The organism is Sneathiella glossodoripedis JCM 23214, assembly GCF_000616095.1.
In the GTDB taxonomy this organism is placed as follows: Bacteria; Pseudomonadota; Alphaproteobacteria; order Sneathiellales; family Sneathiellaceae; genus Sneathiella; species Sneathiella glossodoripedis.
In genome coordinates this window covers 322,740-341,352 of the sequence record NZ_BAMS01000001.1, presented here as the reverse complement: position 1 = coordinate 341,352, position 18,613 = coordinate 322,740, and the positions used below count along the sequence as shown (strand labels likewise).

Here is an 18,613-nt window from a genome sequence, read left to right as displayed (position 1 = left end):
CTTCCCTTATTGATTATTTTCAATTGTTGGGTGAGCTCATAGGCACTCCTAATTCACGATAAATTTTCACATTTTGCTCAATCCAGTTTTGATTCTTCACAACGTACATCCGGTTTTTATATGTAGCGATTGAGAACTCTTTATCTAGATTAAGTACCTCGTTAATATGGCGGCGGGCTTTATCTTTCTCTCCTTTTTTATATGCGATTAAGGCAAGCAACTGATACGTCCTAGGTTGACTACGAACATCGTCAGATTTAGAAGATAAAACCCCTATTGCAATCTGTTCTGCTTCTTCTAATTTTCCATTTTCCACTAAAAAACTCATCAGGCTGAGTGGAATCCAGTGAGCATAATCAGGTTCCACGCGCATTGCATGTTTTAGTGTTCTTATGCCTTCTTCAAGCTGACCGCATCTACCTTTCACGAAACCTGCCAGAGCGATTGCTTGTGCAGTTGAAGGAGCATTATCAAGAGCGGTATTCGCGTTAGATATCGCGCTTTCGCATTTTAGTTCATATAAATCCAAAACTGCCAAAAGGGCGCGCCCTTCGTATTCGATCTCTGGATCAGGATTCAGTTGAATTGACCATTCAGCCAATTTCCTTGCTTTTTTCATTGTCATAGAAATGTTTTTCGTTAGGAGTAGAGATACTTTCTGCCATTGGATCCAAGAGAGCATTCCAACAACGACAAAATTATTTGGATCCGCCTTATGCATATCTTCAAAGATTTTTTCTGAGGTAATGTGGCTTTTTTTGCTAAACTCTTGAAAGAGTTTTAAGCCCCGCAGGTATTTTTGATAACTTTCAATATCTTTACCAAATGCTTGTGCCATTGGGTGAACTGATAAACCTACAGTTAAATGGGCTTGCATTTGAACTAAGACTTCTCGCGCAATGTCGTCCTGTAGGCTAAGCAAGTCCTCTGTTTTTTTATCGAATTTTCCAGACCATACCAAACTACCATTTAAGGCATCTTGTAATTTAATATTTGCGCGAATGTGTTCATTGGAATGTTGAACACTTCCAGTCAGCAGGTATTGAACAGCAAATTTTTCGGCTGCGTCTTTAAGTTCATAGTTTTTGCCTTTGAAAGCAAATACACTTTTGGGAGAGACGATGAAAATATCTGGCGTACTGGCTAAAACATGAATGATATTCTCAACTAAACCATCAGCAATAAAATTCTGAGAGATTTCCCCTGTAAGATTTTCAAAAGGTAGGACAGCGATAGATGGTTTATCAGGTATCTTATAAGCTAACTTTGTCGGATCTAAAGGTTCAAAATCTGAACTGGGCACAGACCATCCAATAAAACCTATGCCAATTACCAATAAGATAGCTGCAATTATCATAGGCGACCGCAAAGACCTGTTTTGTTTTACAGGTTGTTTATCTCTAATTTTTTTATCATTATCGACTTCAAAAATCTGAATTGGTCTTGGTATATTTTTAACCTCAACCTTTCCCAAGTCAGTAAAACCAATCTGCAATTTGTCGCGTACTTGTTCATAGACAGTGTTTGAAACAAGAATACTTCCGGGATTTGCAATTCCTTCTAGTCTCGCAGCAACATTGACACCATCTCCCTGAATATCATCACCATCAACAACAATATCCCCCACATTAATGCCAACACGGAAATCTATTCGCTTGTTTTTAGGAATATTTTCTTCATGTACCAGCAAGCTTTCTTGAATATTCACAATGCATTTCACCGCCGCAACTGCGGAGGGAAATTCCAGTAAAAATCCGTCTCCCATAGTTTTAACCAGGCGGCCTTGAAAACTTTCAATTTCTGGCTGAAATATCTTTACTTGAAGCTCTCTTATCCGCTTCAAAGTTCCTATTTCGTCGGCAGCAATCAATCTGGAATATCCAACTACATCTGCGATAACTATTGCTGCTAAGCGTCTATCAAATAGATCCCTTGTCATAACACTGATCCCTCAACGCTAGTGCTATTTTGATATTTTATATTATTCTAATAATTAAGAATAGAGGGTATGGCTGATAGTACGTATTTCGATTAAAAAATAATGTTACAGTTTTAATGGTGATAATCTGCAACAATGTAGACGTGTTCCCCGTCAGAGCCTATGGCACAGAATAGATGTTGTGAACATGTGAGTGTTTTGGTTTCATCGTAGTGACGTAAGGAACGAAAATGAAAGCAAAACAAAAGACTTCAAAAGCTTCAGCAAATCGGGTGGTTAAAGACATCCGTAGTGCAACTCGCAAACAATATAGCGCAGAAGAATAGATACGGATCGTGCTTGAGGTCGTGCGCGGCTAATGCTGAAGTGGTTAAAGACCTTCGGCGAGAAGCCCGTGACCTTAAAGAAGTGGTGGCAGAGCAAACGCTGGAACTTCGCTTGCTCAAAAAAAGCATGATCGCGGCTGGGGAGGATATCGAATGAGGTACTTTGGTTCCGATAAACTTGAGGTTATTAAACTGGTTGAAGGATCCCATTTACCCGCTAAACAAACACTGGACCGGTTGGGTATAGTCCGCCGGACCTTTTTTCGCTGTTATGATCGGTATATTGAAGGCGGCCCTGAAGCTTGGAAGATAAGCCGTCTTGGCCCAATCGGGTAGGGAACCGCATTCCAACAAAGATACATAATCAGGTCATTGAGATGGCCCTGGAACGTTCAGATCTATCACCAAGAGAGCTGGCTGTTACCTTTACCGACACCAAAGGCTATATATTCAGAATGAATATATAGATCAGATATTAATATATTAATTATCAATAACTTAACATACTCTATATTCAAGGGAGTAGCATATCAAAAAAATCTCTCGCCTTAAATCTCTTAAGAAATACTACAAAAATTGAGGCGTTTAAAAAATAATCGGTTTTCCTCATGTTTGAATAATAATTTATTCTTTTGAGGTTGGTTCAACTGCCTAGCTAGGCCTCGAACATCATAGAATTTTATTTGTTGGTTCAAAGCAAAAACAAACTTATCATTACGTAATTCTAATAAGCCTATACGATGTATCCTAATGAAGAAAGTGACAATCCGAAAACTTGCTGCGATCGTTGTCGCTGATATCGTTGGCTATTCTGCTTTGATGGCCAAGGATGAAGAGGCAGTCTTGGCTGAGATCCGAGCACTTCAGAGCAAGCTAATTTTTCCTTTGCTCAAAGAATATGAGGGGCGGGTCTTCAAAGAGGTCGGAGATGGTTTGCTGATTGAATTCGCGTCTGTAGTAATGGCCGCGGAATGCATGAGTAAATTCCAAGCCGCAATCTTAGATCGCTACAGAGCGCAGCCTGAAGGATTGCATTTACAATATCGCGTCGGCATTCATCTGGGGGACGTGATCGTTGATGGTGTGGATCTTTACGGAGATGGCGTCAATATTGCTGCAAGAATTGAACCCCTGGCTGAAGCCAACGGGATTTGTATCAGCGATGATGCCTACCGTCAGCTAAGCGGAAAAACAGCTTCAAAATGGCGCGATGGCGACAAGCAATCTCTCAAGAATATTCCTGAACCTATGAGAGTTTGGCATTGGCGAAGGACAACAGAAATTACTGAAATTAAAAATACTATTTCGCCTAAGCCGACAAAACCAGTGATTGCGGTCCTTCCATTTGAAAACCTAAGTGGGGAGGCCGCGCAGGATTACTTCTCGGAAGGGGTAGCGGAGGATATTCTGTCGGGCCTGTCCTGTAATCGATGGCTCGATGTCATCTCAAGAGGGAGCAGTTTTCGCTTTAATGCATCCAGCTTTGATCTGGATGTCATTCGACAAAAGCTGGGCGTCACCTATTTGCTGACCGGTAGTCTTCGAACCTCAGGCCCCCATATTCGTGTGAGTGCGCAGTTGGTGGATGCGCATTCGGGCAAACATATCTGGTCGAGTCGGTATGATCGGGAGCTGCATGATATTTTTGAATTGCAGGATGAACTCACCGAAGCAATTGCCGCCAGCATTAATGCTGAGATGGCATTAAACGAACGGATTGTTGCCCGAAACAAGCAGAAAGCTGATTTGACGGCCTGGGATCTCTTTCAAAGAGGCATGTGGCATCTTTATCAACTCAATAAAGATGGCGCGAAGAAAGCGCGTGGTTATTTTGAGCAATCCATAGAGCGTGATCCTGACTATGCGAATGCATGGGCGGCGCTTGCTTATGTCGAAGATGTGCAGGCTGCTCTTGGAATGGTGGAGAATCCTCTACCTGGGTTGGAACTGGGTATTGAGAGGGCTGAGAAGGCGATCGCCTTAGATGACCGGGATAGTTTTCATTTCTATGTACTAGGAAGGCTTGCCACCACTTATGGCGATGAAAATCGTGCCATTCCGTCACTGGAAACCTGTCTGGAATTAAACCCCAATTTTGCACAAGGATATTATGGCTTAGGCGTCGCCTGCTTCTGGTTTGGCTATGCAGAACGCGTCAGTTCCCTAGTGCTTAAAGCCATTCATCTAAGCCCCCATGATCCACTTCTTTGGGCCTTTTATTTAGGGCTTTGTAATGCTGGCATTCAAACACAGGCGTATGAAAGGGCGATCATCTATGGCAACAAAGCCGTCCGTGCCAAGAAGGATTCCTTTTGGCCAAATTTAATGCTGGCTTGTGCCCATCATCTAAATGGGGAGATGGATGCCGCACAAAAAGCGCTAGCTGAGGCTCACAAAATCGCGCCCCGCCTCAGTATCAATTTTCTCAATAATATCCTGAAAGCCCTTCATCCACCATATAAAGAGTTGCTATTCAGAACATACCGCGAGATTGGGGTGCCGGAGTGAAAGCGGCATGACGGGTCAGAAATTACAGCGGCGATTATCTGCGATCCTGTTTATGGATCTGGTAGGTTTCACGCGCATGATGGCTGAGGATGAGGCTGAAACAATGTCTGACATTCAATTGATCAGACAGCGGTTTCTAAAAACTCTGGAAGGTTATCAGGGAAGATTGGTCAATCAGGCTGGCGACGGCCTCTTTTTCGAATTTTTCAGTGTAAATGATGCTGTGTCTTTTGCGGTTGAGGCACATCATGTTGCTGAAGGATTGAGTACCTCTCGAGTGCAAAATCGAAAACTGGTATTTCGGGCGGGCATTCATCTTGGTGATGTCATGTTGGATGATGCTGACATATTGGGCGAGGGGGTAAATATCGCGGCGCGGCTGGAACCTTTGGCACCAGAAGGCGGCATATGTATTAGTGAAAATGTCTATCGCCTAGTCGCTGGCAAGCATGGTCTAGACTGGATCGCAGGCGGAGGACAAAAGCTCAAAAACGTACCTGAAGCGATACATGTCTGGTTTTGGAGCGGCGGCGAAGGAAAAGCGCGCTTGGCAAGTTTGGAAAAGAAATATGAACTGCCTGAAAAGCCATCGGTTGCAGTCCTGCCCTTACAATATTCAGCAGGCGGGGAAATTGATGATTTCATAGCAGACGGAATTGTCGAAGATATCATAATGGCGTTATCCAGATGTTATGCGCTTTTTGTTATTTCCAGTTCCACGACCCGCGCGTATCGAAATAAAAGTATCACGGCGCGCGAGGCAGCAACTGAACTGGGCGTGCAGTATGTTCTGGAAGGAAGCATTCGTGCAAATGCCAATCGATACAGGATATCCGTTCAACTCGTAGATACCCACAAAAGCCAAACAGTCTGGTCCGAAAGGTTTGATTTTCAGGGCATCGATTTGTTTGATGTTCAGGATCAGATCGTTCTGCAAGTCGCTGGGATCGTTGAAAGTGAGATAAATCAGCAGGAAATAACGAAATCATTGGGCCGTCGTCACCGAGATTTAAGTGCTTGGCAGCGTATGATGAAAGCAGACTGGCATCTGTTTCAAATGTCTGCGCAGGATACGAAAATTGGGAAAGAAATCTGCGCCGATTTACTTGCTGAAAATCATAACATCGCAACAGCCCATGCCCAGATCAGCTTGGCCTATACCTGGGAGTTGGTTTATGGGTGGAATGTAGTTGATCCTCAGCAACATGTCGAACAGGCCATAAAATCTGCAGAACAAGCGATCATATTGGATCCGGCCAATGAGCGCGCTTATTTGAACTTAAGCACGTTGTTCTTGTTACTCGGCCAGCATGACCAAGCGCTCAAAGCCATTGAGACTTCCGTCAATATCAATCCAAATTACGCGCTTGGCATTACGATGCATGGTGCAATCCTTGGTTATGCGGGTATTGGGAGTTCCTTGGATGCGATTAGCAGAATAGAAGAAGGCATTCGGCTTGGTCCACGTGATCTGTATGTGCATTGGGCTTATACGAATATGGGCATTATCCACATCATGGCCGAACGCTATGAAGAAGCCATAGAATGCGCAAAAATTTCAATTGACCGCTATCCAAATAACGCCGCAAGCCACCGTGTTTTGGCGTCTGCCTACGGGCATCTTGGTCAGATTGAGGACGGCCAGAAAGCCTGGAAAACCTCACTGGAAAAGCAACCGATAAACGTTCCACTTCTTTGGGAGTCCATGCATAGAATGATCAAAGATCAGGAAGCCGCAGATCGCTATGGCAATGGCATGATTTTATCAGGGCTGATTTTTCACGAAGTAAATGAGCCTGTGCTCCGTCAGCATTCACGAAACAGAAATCAGGCCTTCGTGGATCAGAGGCAGAGAAAAAGATCCGCATGATGAGACGAAAGGCACATCGCCAGTAGAATTTTATTAAAGACTATACTGTGTGTGAAATCATTCAAAGTCTCATTATTCACTAGCTGAAGATAGTTTAATTGAGGCCTAGTTTTAGAGCATCAAAATCCTTGGTGCATTTGCGCCACCATACGGGAAAATTTTGGTCTACATGGTATACCCTATATTTGGTTACTGTGATCTTGATGACTGAGAATGATGGTCAAAGATACTTTTCACTCAGCATCACATTTCTGGTATCATGCTACGGTGTTAAAGCTGTTCACAAATGAAGTGGATTTACAGAATGCAGCTTGAAGATGTCATAGAGGGAGAGCTGGTCGTCCCGGGTAAGCTGGCAAAACTCCTGCGGACCGATTTAAAGGAGATTGCCTGGACGATTGGGCTCGATGAGAGTGTCTTGAAACGCCAATCCTCTCGTCACGCTCCAAATTCCCAAAGACGCCTTCGCGACCTTGTGGATGCGCTCCTGATCCTGACGCCTCGGTTTGGATCGCCCCTCATGGCTATGCTTGGTACCGATCAGAACCGCTTGCTGGCTTTGCGGGGTGGACAGCGATGCAATTAGTTCAGGCTGGAAAGGCTGAGGAACTCTATTCATATCTACAGGCCGTTGATGCCGGGGTGTTTGCCTAATCCGGGTTTTAGCGGGTCATTTCCTTTAAGGCTCAAACTGGGGTCTTGCTTGCTGGGTTACCTTATCTCCCACATAGAAAACCCTCTCTGTATAGGCATTCGAGAAAAGGTTAAATAATCTAGAAATCAAATGTGTTGGATTTGCATTTAACTGATCCTGTTTTAGAGCCTTTGATCGAGAGTTTCAAGATGAAGACAGCGTGATATCAAGCTGGTTCTGGAAGGTTCCCATCGATCAAAAACAGTTCCCTTGAAAATTCCAGCAAATGTTCTTAGTCGAGCTAGATAAATAAAATTGGAAGAATTATATAAAAAGCCTATCGTCCCACCATACAGGTGTCTCTAGGCCTGCTGAGATGCCTGCAAAATCATTATGAGTTGCATTTATGATTATGTTTTGCTCCATTCTGGCCACTACCGATGGAACGAGCAATATACACGACCTTTTCTCTCTAAACCATTTTGCGCCAAAAGCTCTGGAGCCCATACAGTTTTGGGTATGCCAATCTGGAGTGTGGGCTTCATTGAACACTTCATAGCTTGTTCCTGATGGTATTTTTATTTCTACATAATGCTGTTTAGCGGGCATCTCGCCATTGTGATGGGCTAGTTTTTCAAGCATGGCTGTAGAGTAATTGGCACTTGTGTAAATTACTCCCTGACCTGCGACATGCCAACGACCGTCCATTACTAAAGAGCCGCCATCTGAAAAAATTTTATACTGCCCTTCGACATCACCGATACGATAGGCTTTCAAGTGATTGTCTAAAGTACGATGGTTGTTCATTAAACAGAAAGACCCGCCTGAGTTCTTTTAAGTAAATCTACCACCATATCTGCGCCAGCATTCGAAGAGATTGCCAGTTGCAATGGAGATTTCCCATCCAGCATTGGATGTGGTTTGTTGAGAAAGCGCTTGGATTTTTCAACATCATCTCCATAAATCTTTCTAGTCTCTACAGCTACTTTCCATACAGCATATAAGTTTTCACTGATTTCTTTGGAGACCCGTTTTGTTGGAGTGCGTTTTAATCGATCAACAGTGGAACGAGAGATAAAGCTTTCAATTGATTTAGGGTTGTCTTCTAGAAGGCAATATCGAGCAATTGCTTTGATGTTTCTGAGAGTAAAACCGCTCTCCACGGCCTTTACGACATCGATTGGACTAGGATTTTTGCTGCGTAATCCAAGAGACCTGTAGGGATTTTCAATGTTCATAAATGCTTGGGCAGACATTTAGAGTATCCTTTGCTCGCGTCATGTGATGCAAATATATATATCACGTGATGTGTATAATTCAATTGATTTATGTGCTTCGGTACTTCGCCGACACTTTTTTTAATGACTCTTTCTTCCCTTTAAGGAACGGTACAATGCCGGGACTGTCAGATTAAATTTCGTTTTGATTGAGCTAGGGTATTCACCTTAAATATCGGAATGAAAATTCCTAATCTATTTCGTTATTTGATAACCTGACCGGAGGTTATCCGCTTGGCTGTGATGATGTATGTCAGATTTCTTCTTTTACGTTGCAATGTAGAAGCCCTGCTCCATCAACGAGATATAGATATCTGCCATGAAACAGTTCAGTATTAGAGGAACAAATTTCTCCCACTGTTTGCTGCTGAAACCCAAAAGAAGCGGATTTATCCGTCTCAAAATTCTTTTAAGTATAACCATTTATAACCTTGTATAACAAAGGATAAGAAAAAACCTTATACCTTGTTATACATTGCTATACTTTCAGATACTTCTAAATTTGCAGACACCTTTTTGGCTAATGATGAGGCAGGGAGGTTGCTATGGGCAACGCCAGTTTCAGTGAAGATTTTAAACGTGACTCGGTCTGTCGGATAATGGAGCGTAGATACCCTGTTCCAGAGGTGTCAAAATGTTTAGGTGCCGATTGATGCAGGGGTGTTTGCCTGATCAAGGTTTCTAGTGGGTTATTTCCCTAGCAGCTCATGTGGACCCTGTCTCGTGTGGCAACAGCAATCGTTACGCTTTGCAGTCCCGTTACAGGTCTGGGGCGTATTAAAATCCAGCTCTTGAATATCACAAGAGCGAAACGATGTTTTTGGATTTTGCCTAAGGATCATGTCTCACATTCTGCGAACAGATGGCGTCGGACAACGATGATGTCGGTTAAGTGGCCTTTCAGCATTACCTCTAAGGCGGACCGTCCGTCAAAAACAGTATTGCGCCTCTTGATCCAGTCGTAAGCCCGCTCTGGATCGCTGAAGAGACGTCGAAGGCATTTGTGTATCCCGATCAGATTGGACATGCGGATTAGGGTTTCTGGACCAACAGATCCGTATTGACCTTCCAGAGCGCGAGGAGCTTGAGAATGGCCCGCTGCATGGCTTGTGTTTTTGCAAGGGTAAATTCAATCCCCTCTGAAGTGGGCATTCCCGGGTCATGATGCAGGTCGGTCATAAACGTCTCCAGTCTTTATCGCTTAAATTTTAAGTGATGCATTTCTGAGATCAATTAAGCTCTTATGAAGTGTTTGTAGTGCGTCGCAATATTTATGGGGGTCAGTCATCGATTGACGGGGATACAAGATTAGCGTTGTGACCGCGTGAGCTCAGGCGGGTTCAGGAAGATTTCCATCTATTAAAAACAGATCCCTTGGAAATTCCAGAAATTGGGTTCGGTCAAGTTTGAGGACCACCCGGCTTCGAGTGGTCTCGCAATAACATTTGAGCAGTTGAACAGGTTTTTTTGAGATTAACCCTGCCGGCTCAAAAATGGCGATGTTCAAGCCGGCCTTGGGGCAGCGCGCGGACTGATAGGTAATCCCCTGGATCTCGGCTGCTCTTAGCTCACTGCCGAGCACCTGGGTTGGCTGATAGTTGGCTTTGTGTTGCAGGGTGCCTGTATAGGCGGTAAAGGGCGCTTTAGTCAGATCGAGACCAGGCTCACACTTGAACCGAGCCGAAAAGAGATCATAGCTTGCCCGGATCACCGGGTTGGGGAACTCTTCTTCGACGCCTTCTAGAAATACGAACCGGTAATAGGCCAGTTCAGCCGCCGCTGTTTCCTGCATAAGAGATCCATAGAAGATGGACATCTCATGTCGGACTCCAAAGCGCGATCCCCATTTTAGCGGTGGATACCTGAATGGGGTGGCCAGTAAGTAATCATCCGGTGCCGTTTCTGGATAGGAAGGCTTGGTTGCGTCCAGTAGCTCTTCAAGACGCATTTGCTCATTGAGGGTTTCAACCAGCTCCATAGTGGCAATCTCTGACTGGTCTTCAACAACGCGCCATAAGAGACCAGTTAGGGTCTCCGGTTGAACCTGAGCCAGAACCTCTTTCCATTCAGATTTTTCCACGCATACCGTCCAGGTAAATGAGGACGCTATTCAGTCCCTGTACGGACTTTACCAGCTCTCTTGGAACACCATTCAGATGTTTGTTGCGTGTTCCAAACCAGTGCTTCATGTTTTTGGGATCCCCGCCGACCAGCGTATGCAGGGCGCGATAGCAGCGGACAAAGAGAAGCGCCAGCTCCCCAGCCTTTGTCGCGGGGTCAATACCGCGATTGATGGCTGTCCGGTCCCGTCCAATGATCTTGGCTAGTTCCTCAAGCGGGATCCCAAGATTGGAGGCGGCATTCTTGGCGGCTTTGGCCAGGATGGCTTTATCATCTACTTCAATTGCTTGTTGCTGTAGTGTCATAACGCTGCGCTCACAAAATAAGAGGCATTAGCTACAATATTGTCAACCATGATGTAATTGCATCAGTATATTTAGTGTATGTAACCTTTGTGGTCAAGGAATTGTTATTTTGGGATACGGTGAGTAGACAGGTTGGCGCTGTCAGAAGAAAACCGCTTGATTGCTATTTTTTCGTCTACTAGCTCCGAGTATGATTAACCAGAACCCGTTTCGCTATTTCAAAACGTCACCTGAGATCATCCGCCTGGCCGTGATGATGTATGTTCAATACCCGCTGTCATTGCGACAAGTTGAAGATTTGCTCCATGAGCGAAGGTCGATATCAGTTATGAGACGGTACGTTCTTGGTGGAACCGTTTCGGGCCAGTTTTTGCAGCCGAAATCAGGAAGATACGAGCGGTGTCTTCTCCTCGTTTATCTCAATGGAAATGGCATTTGGATTAAGTTTTCGTCAGGATTAACGGTGAATTACATTATCTATGGCGAACCGTAGATCACGAAGGAGAGGTTCTCGAAGCGTTCGTGATAAAGAGGCGAGATCGGAGAGTTGCACTGACGTTTCTGAAGAAAATTATGAAGCGGCATTGCAATCCAAAAGTGATCGTAAAGGATAAACTTCGCTCTTTTAAAGCGCCAATGATGATGGTCGGAAATGAAAGCCGCCAGGAGACTGGTCGTTGGCCGAAAAATAGAGCAGAAAACTCTCACCAACCGTTCCGACGACGGGAACAAGCGATGATCAAATTCCGAAGCGTAAAATCATTAGAGAAATTTGCCTCGATCCAATCTTCAATCCACAACCATTTCAATCAGGAACGGTATCTCAACAGCTGCAAAACTTCGAGTTAAAACGTGAAGTAGCCCCTGCAGAATGGCGGCAACTTGCCACCTAAAAAATAGCATCCTATCTATTATCACTACTTAATAGTTTTTCTCTGACAAAGCTGGCAAAACGAAAGAGGTTAGGAAATTCTTAACTAAATATTGACCGCGCACTAGGCTGGCATTAAGTTCTACCTTGCTTAAGTTGGGTGGGGTAGAATGTCCGAAGAAGTTGCACCTGTTAGTGCGCCGGATACAGGGTTGGCGTGTCTTGTTTTGTTGCTGAAATACCTTGGAATTGCGGTTGATCCTGAACAGGTTCGGCATCAATATTCTAAAGCAGGGGAGCCTCTTTCCCGGACCGACATTCTTCGTTGTGCAAAGCAGCTTGGTGTAAAAGCGCGATCCACAAAAACCAAATGGAGCCGGTTGGAGAAAATTCATCTTCCGGCCATTGCAGAAAATCATGCTGGTGAATATGTCATTTTGGCGAAAGTGGCCGAAGATCAGGTTTTAATTCAGGATCCGCAAGAGGGACGGCCTACGACATTAACCCGTGAAGAGTTTGAAGCAAGCTGGTCAGGGCGGCTAATTCTTTTGACGACCCGTGCGCAGGAAGTGGGGGAGGATCGCCGCTTTGATTTTACCTGGTTTATCCCCTCCATCGTTCGTTTTCGGCGGTTGTTTGGCGAAGTACTGATTGCGTCCTTCTTTATTCAGATTTTCGCATTGATTACACCGATGTTTTTTCAGGTGGTCATTGACAAAGTTCTGGTGCACAAGGGCCTTTCGACATTGGATGTGCTTGTCTTTGGGCTAATTACAGTTACGATTTTTGAAGTATTGATGGGGGGGCTTCGGACCTATGTGCTTGCACATACCACCAATCGAATGGATGTCGAACTGGGTGCAAAACTCTTTCGCCATGTCTTGGCATTGCCAATTGCATACTTTCAGTCTCGAAGAGTTGGTCTCACTGTCGCGCGGGTCCGTGAACTTGAAAGCATACGGGAGTTTCTGACCGGTCATGCATTGAGTATTGTAATGGACCTGCTCTTTGCCTTTGTGTTTTTGGGGGTAATGTATTTTTATTCGAGCACTTTGACCTGGGTCGTGATCGCCTCTTTCCCTTTCTACATTGCTGTCACAATTGCCATAACGCCAATTTTGCGAAAACGCCTGCTGGAAAAGTTTGCGCGCGGTGCGGAAAATCAGGCGTTTCTGGTGGAAAGCATTTCCGGTGTTGAAACAATCAAATCCATGGCGGTGGAGCCACAAATGCAGCGCCGCTGGGAAGAGCAGCTTGCTGGCTATGTCGGGGCGGGTTTTCGTGTAAACTGGTTGGCGAATATTGGCAGTCAATCCATCCAACTGATTAACAAGCTGACAACTGCCGCAACACTTTGGTTCGGCGCCCAGCTTGTCATTGACGGTGATATTTCAGTTGGGCAATTCATCGCTTTCAACATGCTGGCCAACCGCTTGACACAGCCCATTTTGCGGCTGTCGCAAATGTGGCAGGATTTTCAGCAGGTGCGCGTATCTGTGGAGCGTTTGGGGGACATCATCAACACACCGGCGGAACCTGCGTATCGCCCAGGCCGGGTCCGCCCACCCTCAATTGAAGGGCGGGTAAGTTTCGATCATGTGAGCTTTCGCTATCGCCCGGATCGGCCGCCAGTTCTGAACTCTCTTGTTATGGATGTGCAGCCGGGTGAGGTCGTTGGAATAGTAGGGCGCTCCGGGTCTGGTAAAAGCACCCTCGCCAAGCTACTGCAGCGCCTTTATGTGCCGGAAACCGGTCGCACATTGATTGACGGGACAGATGTATCCATGGTTGATCCGGCCTGGCTCAGGCGACAGGTGGGAGTGGTGCCTCAGGAAAACATCCTGTTCAGTCGGTCGGTGCGGGATAACATTGCGCTCAGTGATCCGACAATCCCCATGGAAAGAGTGATTGCCGCCGCGAAACTGGCCGGTGCCCATGACTTTATTCTGGAGTTGGCGGAAGGTTACGATACCGAAATTGAAGAACGTGGGTTAAACCTCTCTGGTGGCCAGCGTCAGCGCATTGCCATTGCTCGCGCACTTGTAAACTCACCACGTATTCTCATTTTCGATGAAGCAACAAGTGCGCTGGATGCGGAAAGTGAAGAAATCATTCAGCAGAACATGGCGCAGATTGTGAAGGGGCGTACAACCTTCATCATTGCCCATCGTATGTCCGCTCTTCGCGATGCCACCCGCATTATCTCCATGGAAGGGGGGCGGATTGTAGAAGATGGGCCGCCAAAGGAGCTTCTGAAGCAAAACGGTCTTTTCAGAAGTCTGTATGACAAACAGCTTGGGGGGCTTGAGGATGCTTGAGGGTATGAAGCGAACCGCCTCCGTATGGAAAGAGGCTAAAAAAGCGGATAAAGAGCGCCCCAAAATCAAACGCCGTAAAAGTGAATATGAGTTTCTGCCCGCTGTGATCGAAGTGATGGAAACTCCGGCCTCGCCTGTTGGGCGAGGGGTAATGCTGAGCATCGGGGCCTTCCTGACCATTGCCGCTTTGTGGGCATGGTTTGGAAAGATTGATGTGGTTGCGACAGCGTCGGGAAAAGTGATCCCCGCCGATCATGTCAAATATATTCAGGCCTCCGAAATTGGAGTTGTAAGAGCTATCCATGTGACAGATGGTCAACATGTAAAAGCGGGGGATATCCTTATCGAGCTGGATCCCACCGATAGTGAGGCAGACCGAGATCGTCTATTGCAGGAACGGATGACCGCGTCACTGGAGTTGGCGCGTCTGCAAGCCCTTCTGGTAGAGCCTGAAAAGGCGAGGGAGGCGTTTTCCCCGCCAGAAGGGGCCGACCCTCTTCGGGTGCGCCTGCAAATGCAACGTATTGAGAATGAACTGGCTGAGCAGGCCGCCCGGATGCGGTATTACCGTGAAGAAGGGGCTCGCCGTCATGCGCAGCTTAAAGTAGCCAACGCCAGAATTGAAAAGCTGGAAGCCTCACTGCCCTTCATAAAAGAGCAGGTGGACGCCATTGCCGAGTTGGAGCGAAAAGGGTATGCGGCGCGACTTCGCCTGTTGGAGTTGCAGCAGACCCAGGTGGAAAATGAAAAAGATATCCTCACGGAAAAAGCAGGTGTCGCGGAAGTAAAGGCGTCTATTTCTGCCTTGCTTCAGGAACAATTGCGTGAGGAAAATGAAATCCGCAAAACCCGCCTTGAGGAACTTAATGAGGTTCAGCGTCAGATTGATGCCATCGATCAGGAACTGCTCAAAGCCGAGCGACGGGATGTTTTACGAAAGCTGACCGCCCCTGTGAGCGGTGTGGTGCAGCAGTTGGCCATTCATACCATTGGCGGCGTTGTCGAGGCGGCGAAACCCCTCATGGTTGTTGTTCCGGATAACAGCAAACTGGTAGTAAATGCGAAAATTCTCAATAAGGATATCGGCTTTGTCAAAGTCGATCAGGAGGCTGAAATTAAACTGGAGGCCTTTCCTTATACAAAATATGGAGTGATTAACGGGCGGGTCCTGACCATATCCAATGACGCCATCGAAGATGAGCAACTTGGCCTCGTCTATGACGCGCGGATCGAAATGGGCGCGCATCAGATCCAGGTGGATCAGCGCATGGTCAATATCGCGCCGGGCATGGCCACAACCGTCGAGGTGAAAACCGGAGACCGCCGCGTGCTCGAATACGTGCTCACGCCCTTACTGAAATATAAAAATGAAAGCTTGAAGGAGCGATAGGTCAGCATGAGTATTGTTCAGATTAAAGGTGATAAGGCGCAGATTCGATATGCTCGCAAATCAACCCTTGTCATGCTTTCCGGAGGCGCAAAAAGCACCGCGATTTTATATGATCTGTTAAAAAACACAGATGATATCGTCTTGGTGCATCATGTTCACTACACCTCGCCTTTTAGTGAACATATCGCTCAATCTCATAGCTGTAAGAAAATTGTTGAATGGTTGCGCCAAAACACACGCGACTTCGCCTATTCGGAGTCAGTCGCAGATTACAAAGGGCTCGCCTATCATGCGGATAAGTTGCAGGCAATCAGTGCGGAAATTGGCCTCATTGGTGGAAATTTTCATCTGAAACATGCCCGCCCGCTGCTTCAGGCGCTTATCGGAAGTGAAAGCACAGAGGATGAAAGTGACAGGATCCCGTCTTTTCAGGTGATCGCTAATGCTTATGCGTTTCCCTATCCGGCTCCTAAAATTGCAACCGGTAGTCCCCCGGCACAAGAGCAATCACTTCCACCCGAGCTGAAGGCAATGACTTGGAACTGCGAGCGACCTGTAATTGCGGGCGAAGGACTATTCGCTGAATGTGGGTATTGCAAATCCTGCCGCGGTGAAAAAGCACGAAGTAAAGAGCAGAAGTCTGGTAGCAAGTCGACTGGCGGAAACGAACCCGCGATGTTGATCATGCTTTCTGGCGGTATAGACAGTGTCTATCAATTATACAGGTTTTTAAAAGACGATGACAGGCAGGTCATAGCGCACCATATCAACCTGATCAATGATGATGGGCGCTGGCAAATCGAAGCTGAAAGAACACTGAAAATTGTTAAATGGTGCCGGGAAAATATGCGCGATTTTATCTATAGCGAGTCCACGCTGGATCATCGCGGATTTCATGCCACCGGATACGACATTATGCCCGTATTGCATACACTTGCCACATCGGTGAGGTATTTTTCTGACACGCAAGCTTTTGATATTCAAAAAGCGGTTATTGGCTGGTGTAAGGAAGAAACAGCCGATCCGAACCGCCAAAAACATGTGGTTGAGCTATTTCGCGAACTTTGCGCACCTTACGAGCCCCCATCGCGTGACCTGGGAGAAGTTCTCCCCAAGCTGGAGCAGATCCGTCGTATGCCGGCGGAACTGGTGGAGCTGAGCTGGACCTGCAGGCGCCCGGTTCCAAAAGAAGACGGCACTGTCGCAGAATGCGGAGTTTGCCACACATGCGAGCTGATGGCACAGGTGCGCGAGCAGCAGCGTTTACAAAATGCGTGAGGGAAATTTGGAACTGAACAACTTTTACGCTTGCCACTAATGGTGGAAACAATTATAATTAAGAGTAAATTAACCATTAGTAAAAGTCTGTTTCGGTTGATTGAATTGTCGGGGGGCAATCAGTTTGCTGCATAGAGTGGCAGGCTTTTGGCTGTTTAAGTAACTGAAGTATAATTATTTTTCCCGTTTTTTTAATCAGGCGTTTCATGCGATGTATTAAAAAGTCGGGAAAGTATCATGTCAAAAACCCCTAAATCTGGAAAATCTGCTCAAAAATCCACTGCGACTTCTGCGGGTGCCACGAACGGTGCAGGCAAAGCCGATGCCATTAAAAAAGCGGCTGAGGATTTGAAAGCGGCAACCGGTTCCGTGAGCGAAGAAGCTCTGAATGCTGCCAGAGCGGCTGAGGCGAAAGAGCAGAAAAAGCTGCCCTCATCGGCGGAGAAAATCGCCGCTTTTGGAAACGCGGTCTGGTTGATGATGCATTCCAAAACTCACAAGCATCTGTTTGTGACTGACATGGAATGGGCGTGTGAGCACCGATTTCACTGGGGCAATGTTATTTCTGGCATCGCGGTCATGTGCCGGTGGCTTCGCCAGTTGGGCTTACCTGTCGGAAGAGGCGGAGCAGCGCATGATGCAAGGGGTTCGAAAACTGGGCCCCGCCGACTGGAACTCTGGGGATCGTTTGTGGCTGATGGACCTGATCGTCCCCTTCGGTGGCAACAGGAAGCCGCCAAAGAACTTAAAGAAAAAGTCTTCAAAGATAAAAAAATCAAAACCCTCCAACCCGCCCCAGATGGCAAGGGCATGGCTGTCGTGGAGTGGTGAGTTGACAGCTTTTTGGATTGGAATTTCGCCATTGGCGGTTATTTTCTTAATTTTATTTTTGCTGTTGTTTATCACAATAATGATTGGTGGGTTTTATTTCTTTCAATCGAGAAAGAGAACCATTTATGCTTTTTGGTCGGCGTGTTGCGTAAGCTTCCTTTTTCTTTCTTACCATTTCGTTTGGCCTTGGGTATTGCATTTTGAAATTTGGCTCAATCAATCAGATCGTCTCACAGTTGCCAAAAACTGTCTAAAGGAAAAGGTGGGACTGAATTTAGATGTTCCTTGGAGCTACATAGAACCTCGAGTATCTGGGTTTGGGTTTGGCCTTTTAGTTCCCAATGAAGATTTTGAATCTATATTTTCGTTGTCTCGCAGATTTAGTGATACTTCTGTAGGTTACCCTGATTCATACCTTGGTGAGACAGGAGTTCAACTGCTTGTTCACGGATCAAATTATAACGGCAAAATTTTAGGCCATAAGTCAAATTTCTATGAAGAAGTGCGGAAGTCGATGAGGCGTGAAAGCGGGTTATTTCCAGATCTTGTTTTCCGTATGAGATTGGTTGCCATACCAGATTCACAGAATTTCGGCTGGATGATGAGTGACGCTTACGAAAATAGTATTGGGCTTCAGGATGTAATCGTGACGCCAAGAGGAGAGAAATTTGGCAGGACAATTTTTTCTTTCTCTAAGGATTTTGGTGAAGGGCATAAGGAATTTAGGCATGACTATATCAGGGAGGCGGATTCCTTCCTTTCAAAGGCTATTTGTGCTCACGCATACGATAATCCGACGCTTATTGGTTGCAGCGTCTATTTATTAATTGGCGACAAGTTACTCGTGTTGTTTAGAGGGCAGCCTAAAGACCTAAAATTTAATCAAGTTGAGGATATGGTTTCTCGGTATCTCAACTGTGTTATCGTTCAGGAATAGATGGAGAT

The 18,613-nt window shown here is 46.0% G+C and carries 14 protein-coding genes and 4 pseudogenes; 11 read left to right on the top strand and 7 right to left on the bottom strand.

Annotated elements, in window-relative coordinates; all coding sequences use genetic code 11:
• Positions 1 to 19 precede the first annotated feature (19 nt).
• A complete protein-coding gene (locus JCM23214_RS01685; RefSeq protein ID WP_025897191.1) occupies positions 20 to 1,939 on the bottom strand; it encodes an adenylate/guanylate cyclase domain-containing protein in 1,920 nt (639 codons plus the stop codon).
• Between the two features lie 230 nt (positions 1,940 to 2,169).
• On the opposite strand from JCM23214_RS01685, the pseudogene JCM23214_RS25200 reads away from it, so the two are divergent.
• From JCM23214_RS25200 to JCM23214_RS18580, 4 genes and pseudogenes are all read left to right on the top strand, one after another.
• Positions 2,170 to 2,711: pseudogene (locus JCM23214_RS25200) on the top strand (IS3 family transposase); the annotation flags it as partial.
• Between the two features lie 304 nt (positions 2,712 to 3,015).
• Positions 3,016 to 4,773, top strand: a complete 1,758-nt coding sequence (locus JCM23214_RS01665; RefSeq protein WP_025897188.1) for an adenylate/guanylate cyclase domain-containing protein — start codon at positions 3,016 to 3,018, stop codon at positions 4,771 to 4,773.
• A 7-nt stretch (positions 4,774 to 4,780) separates the two neighbouring features.
• Positions 4,781 to 6,643, top strand: a complete 1,863-nt coding sequence (locus JCM23214_RS01660) for an adenylate/guanylate cyclase domain-containing protein (protein WP_025897185.1) — start codon at positions 4,781 to 4,783, stop codon at positions 6,641 to 6,643.
• A 304-nt stretch (positions 6,644 to 6,947) separates the two neighbouring features.
• Complete coding sequence (locus JCM23214_RS18580) at positions 6,948 to 7,229, top strand: hypothetical protein (RefSeq protein ID WP_199899213.1); 282 nt, start codon at positions 6,948 to 6,950, stop codon at positions 7,227 to 7,229.
• Between the two features lie 372 nt (positions 7,230 to 7,601).
• Here JCM23214_RS18580 and JCM23214_RS01650 read toward each other — a convergent pair whose 3' ends face one another.
• Both JCM23214_RS01650 and JCM23214_RS01645 read right to left on the bottom strand, forming a co-directional pair.
• Complete coding sequence (locus JCM23214_RS01650; RefSeq protein ID WP_025897184.1) at positions 7,602 to 8,084, bottom strand: RES family NAD+ phosphorylase; 483 nt, start codon at positions 8,082 to 8,084, stop codon at positions 7,602 to 7,604.
• Positions 8,084 to 8,533: an antitoxin Xre/MbcA/ParS toxin-binding domain-containing protein gene (locus JCM23214_RS01645; RefSeq protein ID WP_025897182.1), complete on the bottom strand. Its 450-nt coding sequence runs from the start codon at positions 8,531 to 8,533 to the stop codon at positions 8,084 to 8,086. Before JCM23214_RS01645 ends, JCM23214_RS01650 begins: the two co-directional genes overlap by 1 nt.
• Before the next feature lie 264 nt (positions 8,534 to 8,797).
• On the opposite strand from JCM23214_RS01645, the pseudogene JCM23214_RS26900 reads away from it, so the two are divergent.
• Positions 8,798 to 8,890, top strand: a pseudogene (locus JCM23214_RS26900) (IS6 family transposase); the annotation flags it as partial.
• A gap of 502 nt (positions 8,891 to 9,392) precedes the next feature.
• On the opposite strand, the gene JCM23214_RS26400 reads toward JCM23214_RS26900, so the two are convergent.
• The 4 genes from JCM23214_RS26400 to JCM23214_RS01625 all read right to left on the bottom strand — a co-directional run bounded on the left by JCM23214_RS26400 (position 9,393) and on the right by JCM23214_RS01625 (position 10,980).
• Positions 9,393 to 9,581, bottom strand: coding sequence for an MbcA/ParS/Xre antitoxin family protein (locus tag JCM23214_RS26400; RefSeq protein ID WP_148301738.1), 189 nt, complete (start codon positions 9,579 to 9,581; stop codon positions 9,393 to 9,395).
• Positions 9,582 to 9,586: 5 nt separating this feature from the next.
• Positions 9,587 to 9,733 (bottom strand): hypothetical protein, encoded by a 147-nt coding sequence (locus JCM23214_RS23390; protein ID WP_159104280.1) that lies wholly within the window; start codon positions 9,731 to 9,733, stop codon positions 9,587 to 9,589.
• A 151-nt stretch (positions 9,734 to 9,884) separates the two neighbouring features.
• Positions 9,885 to 10,634 (bottom strand): RES family NAD+ phosphorylase, encoded by a 750-nt coding sequence (locus tag JCM23214_RS01630; protein ID WP_025897180.1) that lies wholly within the window; start codon positions 10,632 to 10,634, stop codon positions 9,885 to 9,887.
• Positions 10,621 to 10,980: an MbcA/ParS/Xre antitoxin family protein gene (locus JCM23214_RS01625; RefSeq protein WP_025897179.1), complete on the bottom strand. Its 360-nt coding sequence runs from the start codon at positions 10,978 to 10,980 to the stop codon at positions 10,621 to 10,623. The genes JCM23214_RS01630 and JCM23214_RS01625 overlap by 14 nt, the downstream gene beginning before the upstream one ends.
• A 190-nt stretch (positions 10,981 to 11,170) precedes the next feature.
• On the opposite strand from JCM23214_RS01625, the pseudogene JCM23214_RS26395 reads away from it, so the two are divergent.
• From JCM23214_RS26395 to JCM23214_RS01595, 6 genes and pseudogenes are all read left to right on the top strand, one after another.
• Positions 11,171 to 11,873 (top strand): annotated as a pseudogene (locus tag JCM23214_RS26395) (IS6 family transposase).
• Positions 11,874 to 12,021: 148 nt separating this feature from the next.
• On the top strand, positions 12,022 to 14,169 hold the full coding sequence (locus JCM23214_RS01615) for a type I secretion system permease/ATPase (protein ID WP_025897178.1): 2,148 nt from the start codon (positions 12,022 to 12,024) through the stop codon (positions 14,167 to 14,169).
• Positions 14,135 to 15,559: an HlyD family type I secretion periplasmic adaptor subunit gene (locus JCM23214_RS01610; RefSeq protein WP_037492552.1), complete on the top strand. Its 1,425-nt coding sequence runs from the start codon at positions 14,135 to 14,137 to the stop codon at positions 15,557 to 15,559. Before JCM23214_RS01615 ends, JCM23214_RS01610 begins: the two co-directional genes overlap by 35 nt.
• Before the next feature lie 6 nt (positions 15,560 to 15,565).
• A complete protein-coding gene (locus JCM23214_RS01605) occupies positions 15,566 to 16,837 on the top strand; it encodes an adenine nucleotide alpha hydrolase family protein (protein ID WP_025897175.1) in 1,272 nt (423 codons plus the stop codon).
• A 556-nt stretch (positions 16,838 to 17,393) separates the two neighbouring features.
• Positions 17,394 to 17,540 (top strand): annotated as a pseudogene (locus tag JCM23214_RS26390) (toxin-activating lysine-acyltransferase); the annotation flags it as partial.
• Between the two features lie 129 nt (positions 17,541 to 17,669).
• Positions 17,670 to 18,605, top strand: a complete 936-nt coding sequence (locus JCM23214_RS01595) for a hypothetical protein (protein ID WP_025897172.1) — start codon at positions 17,670 to 17,672, stop codon at positions 18,603 to 18,605.
• Positions 18,606 to 18,613 lie beyond the last annotated feature (8 nt).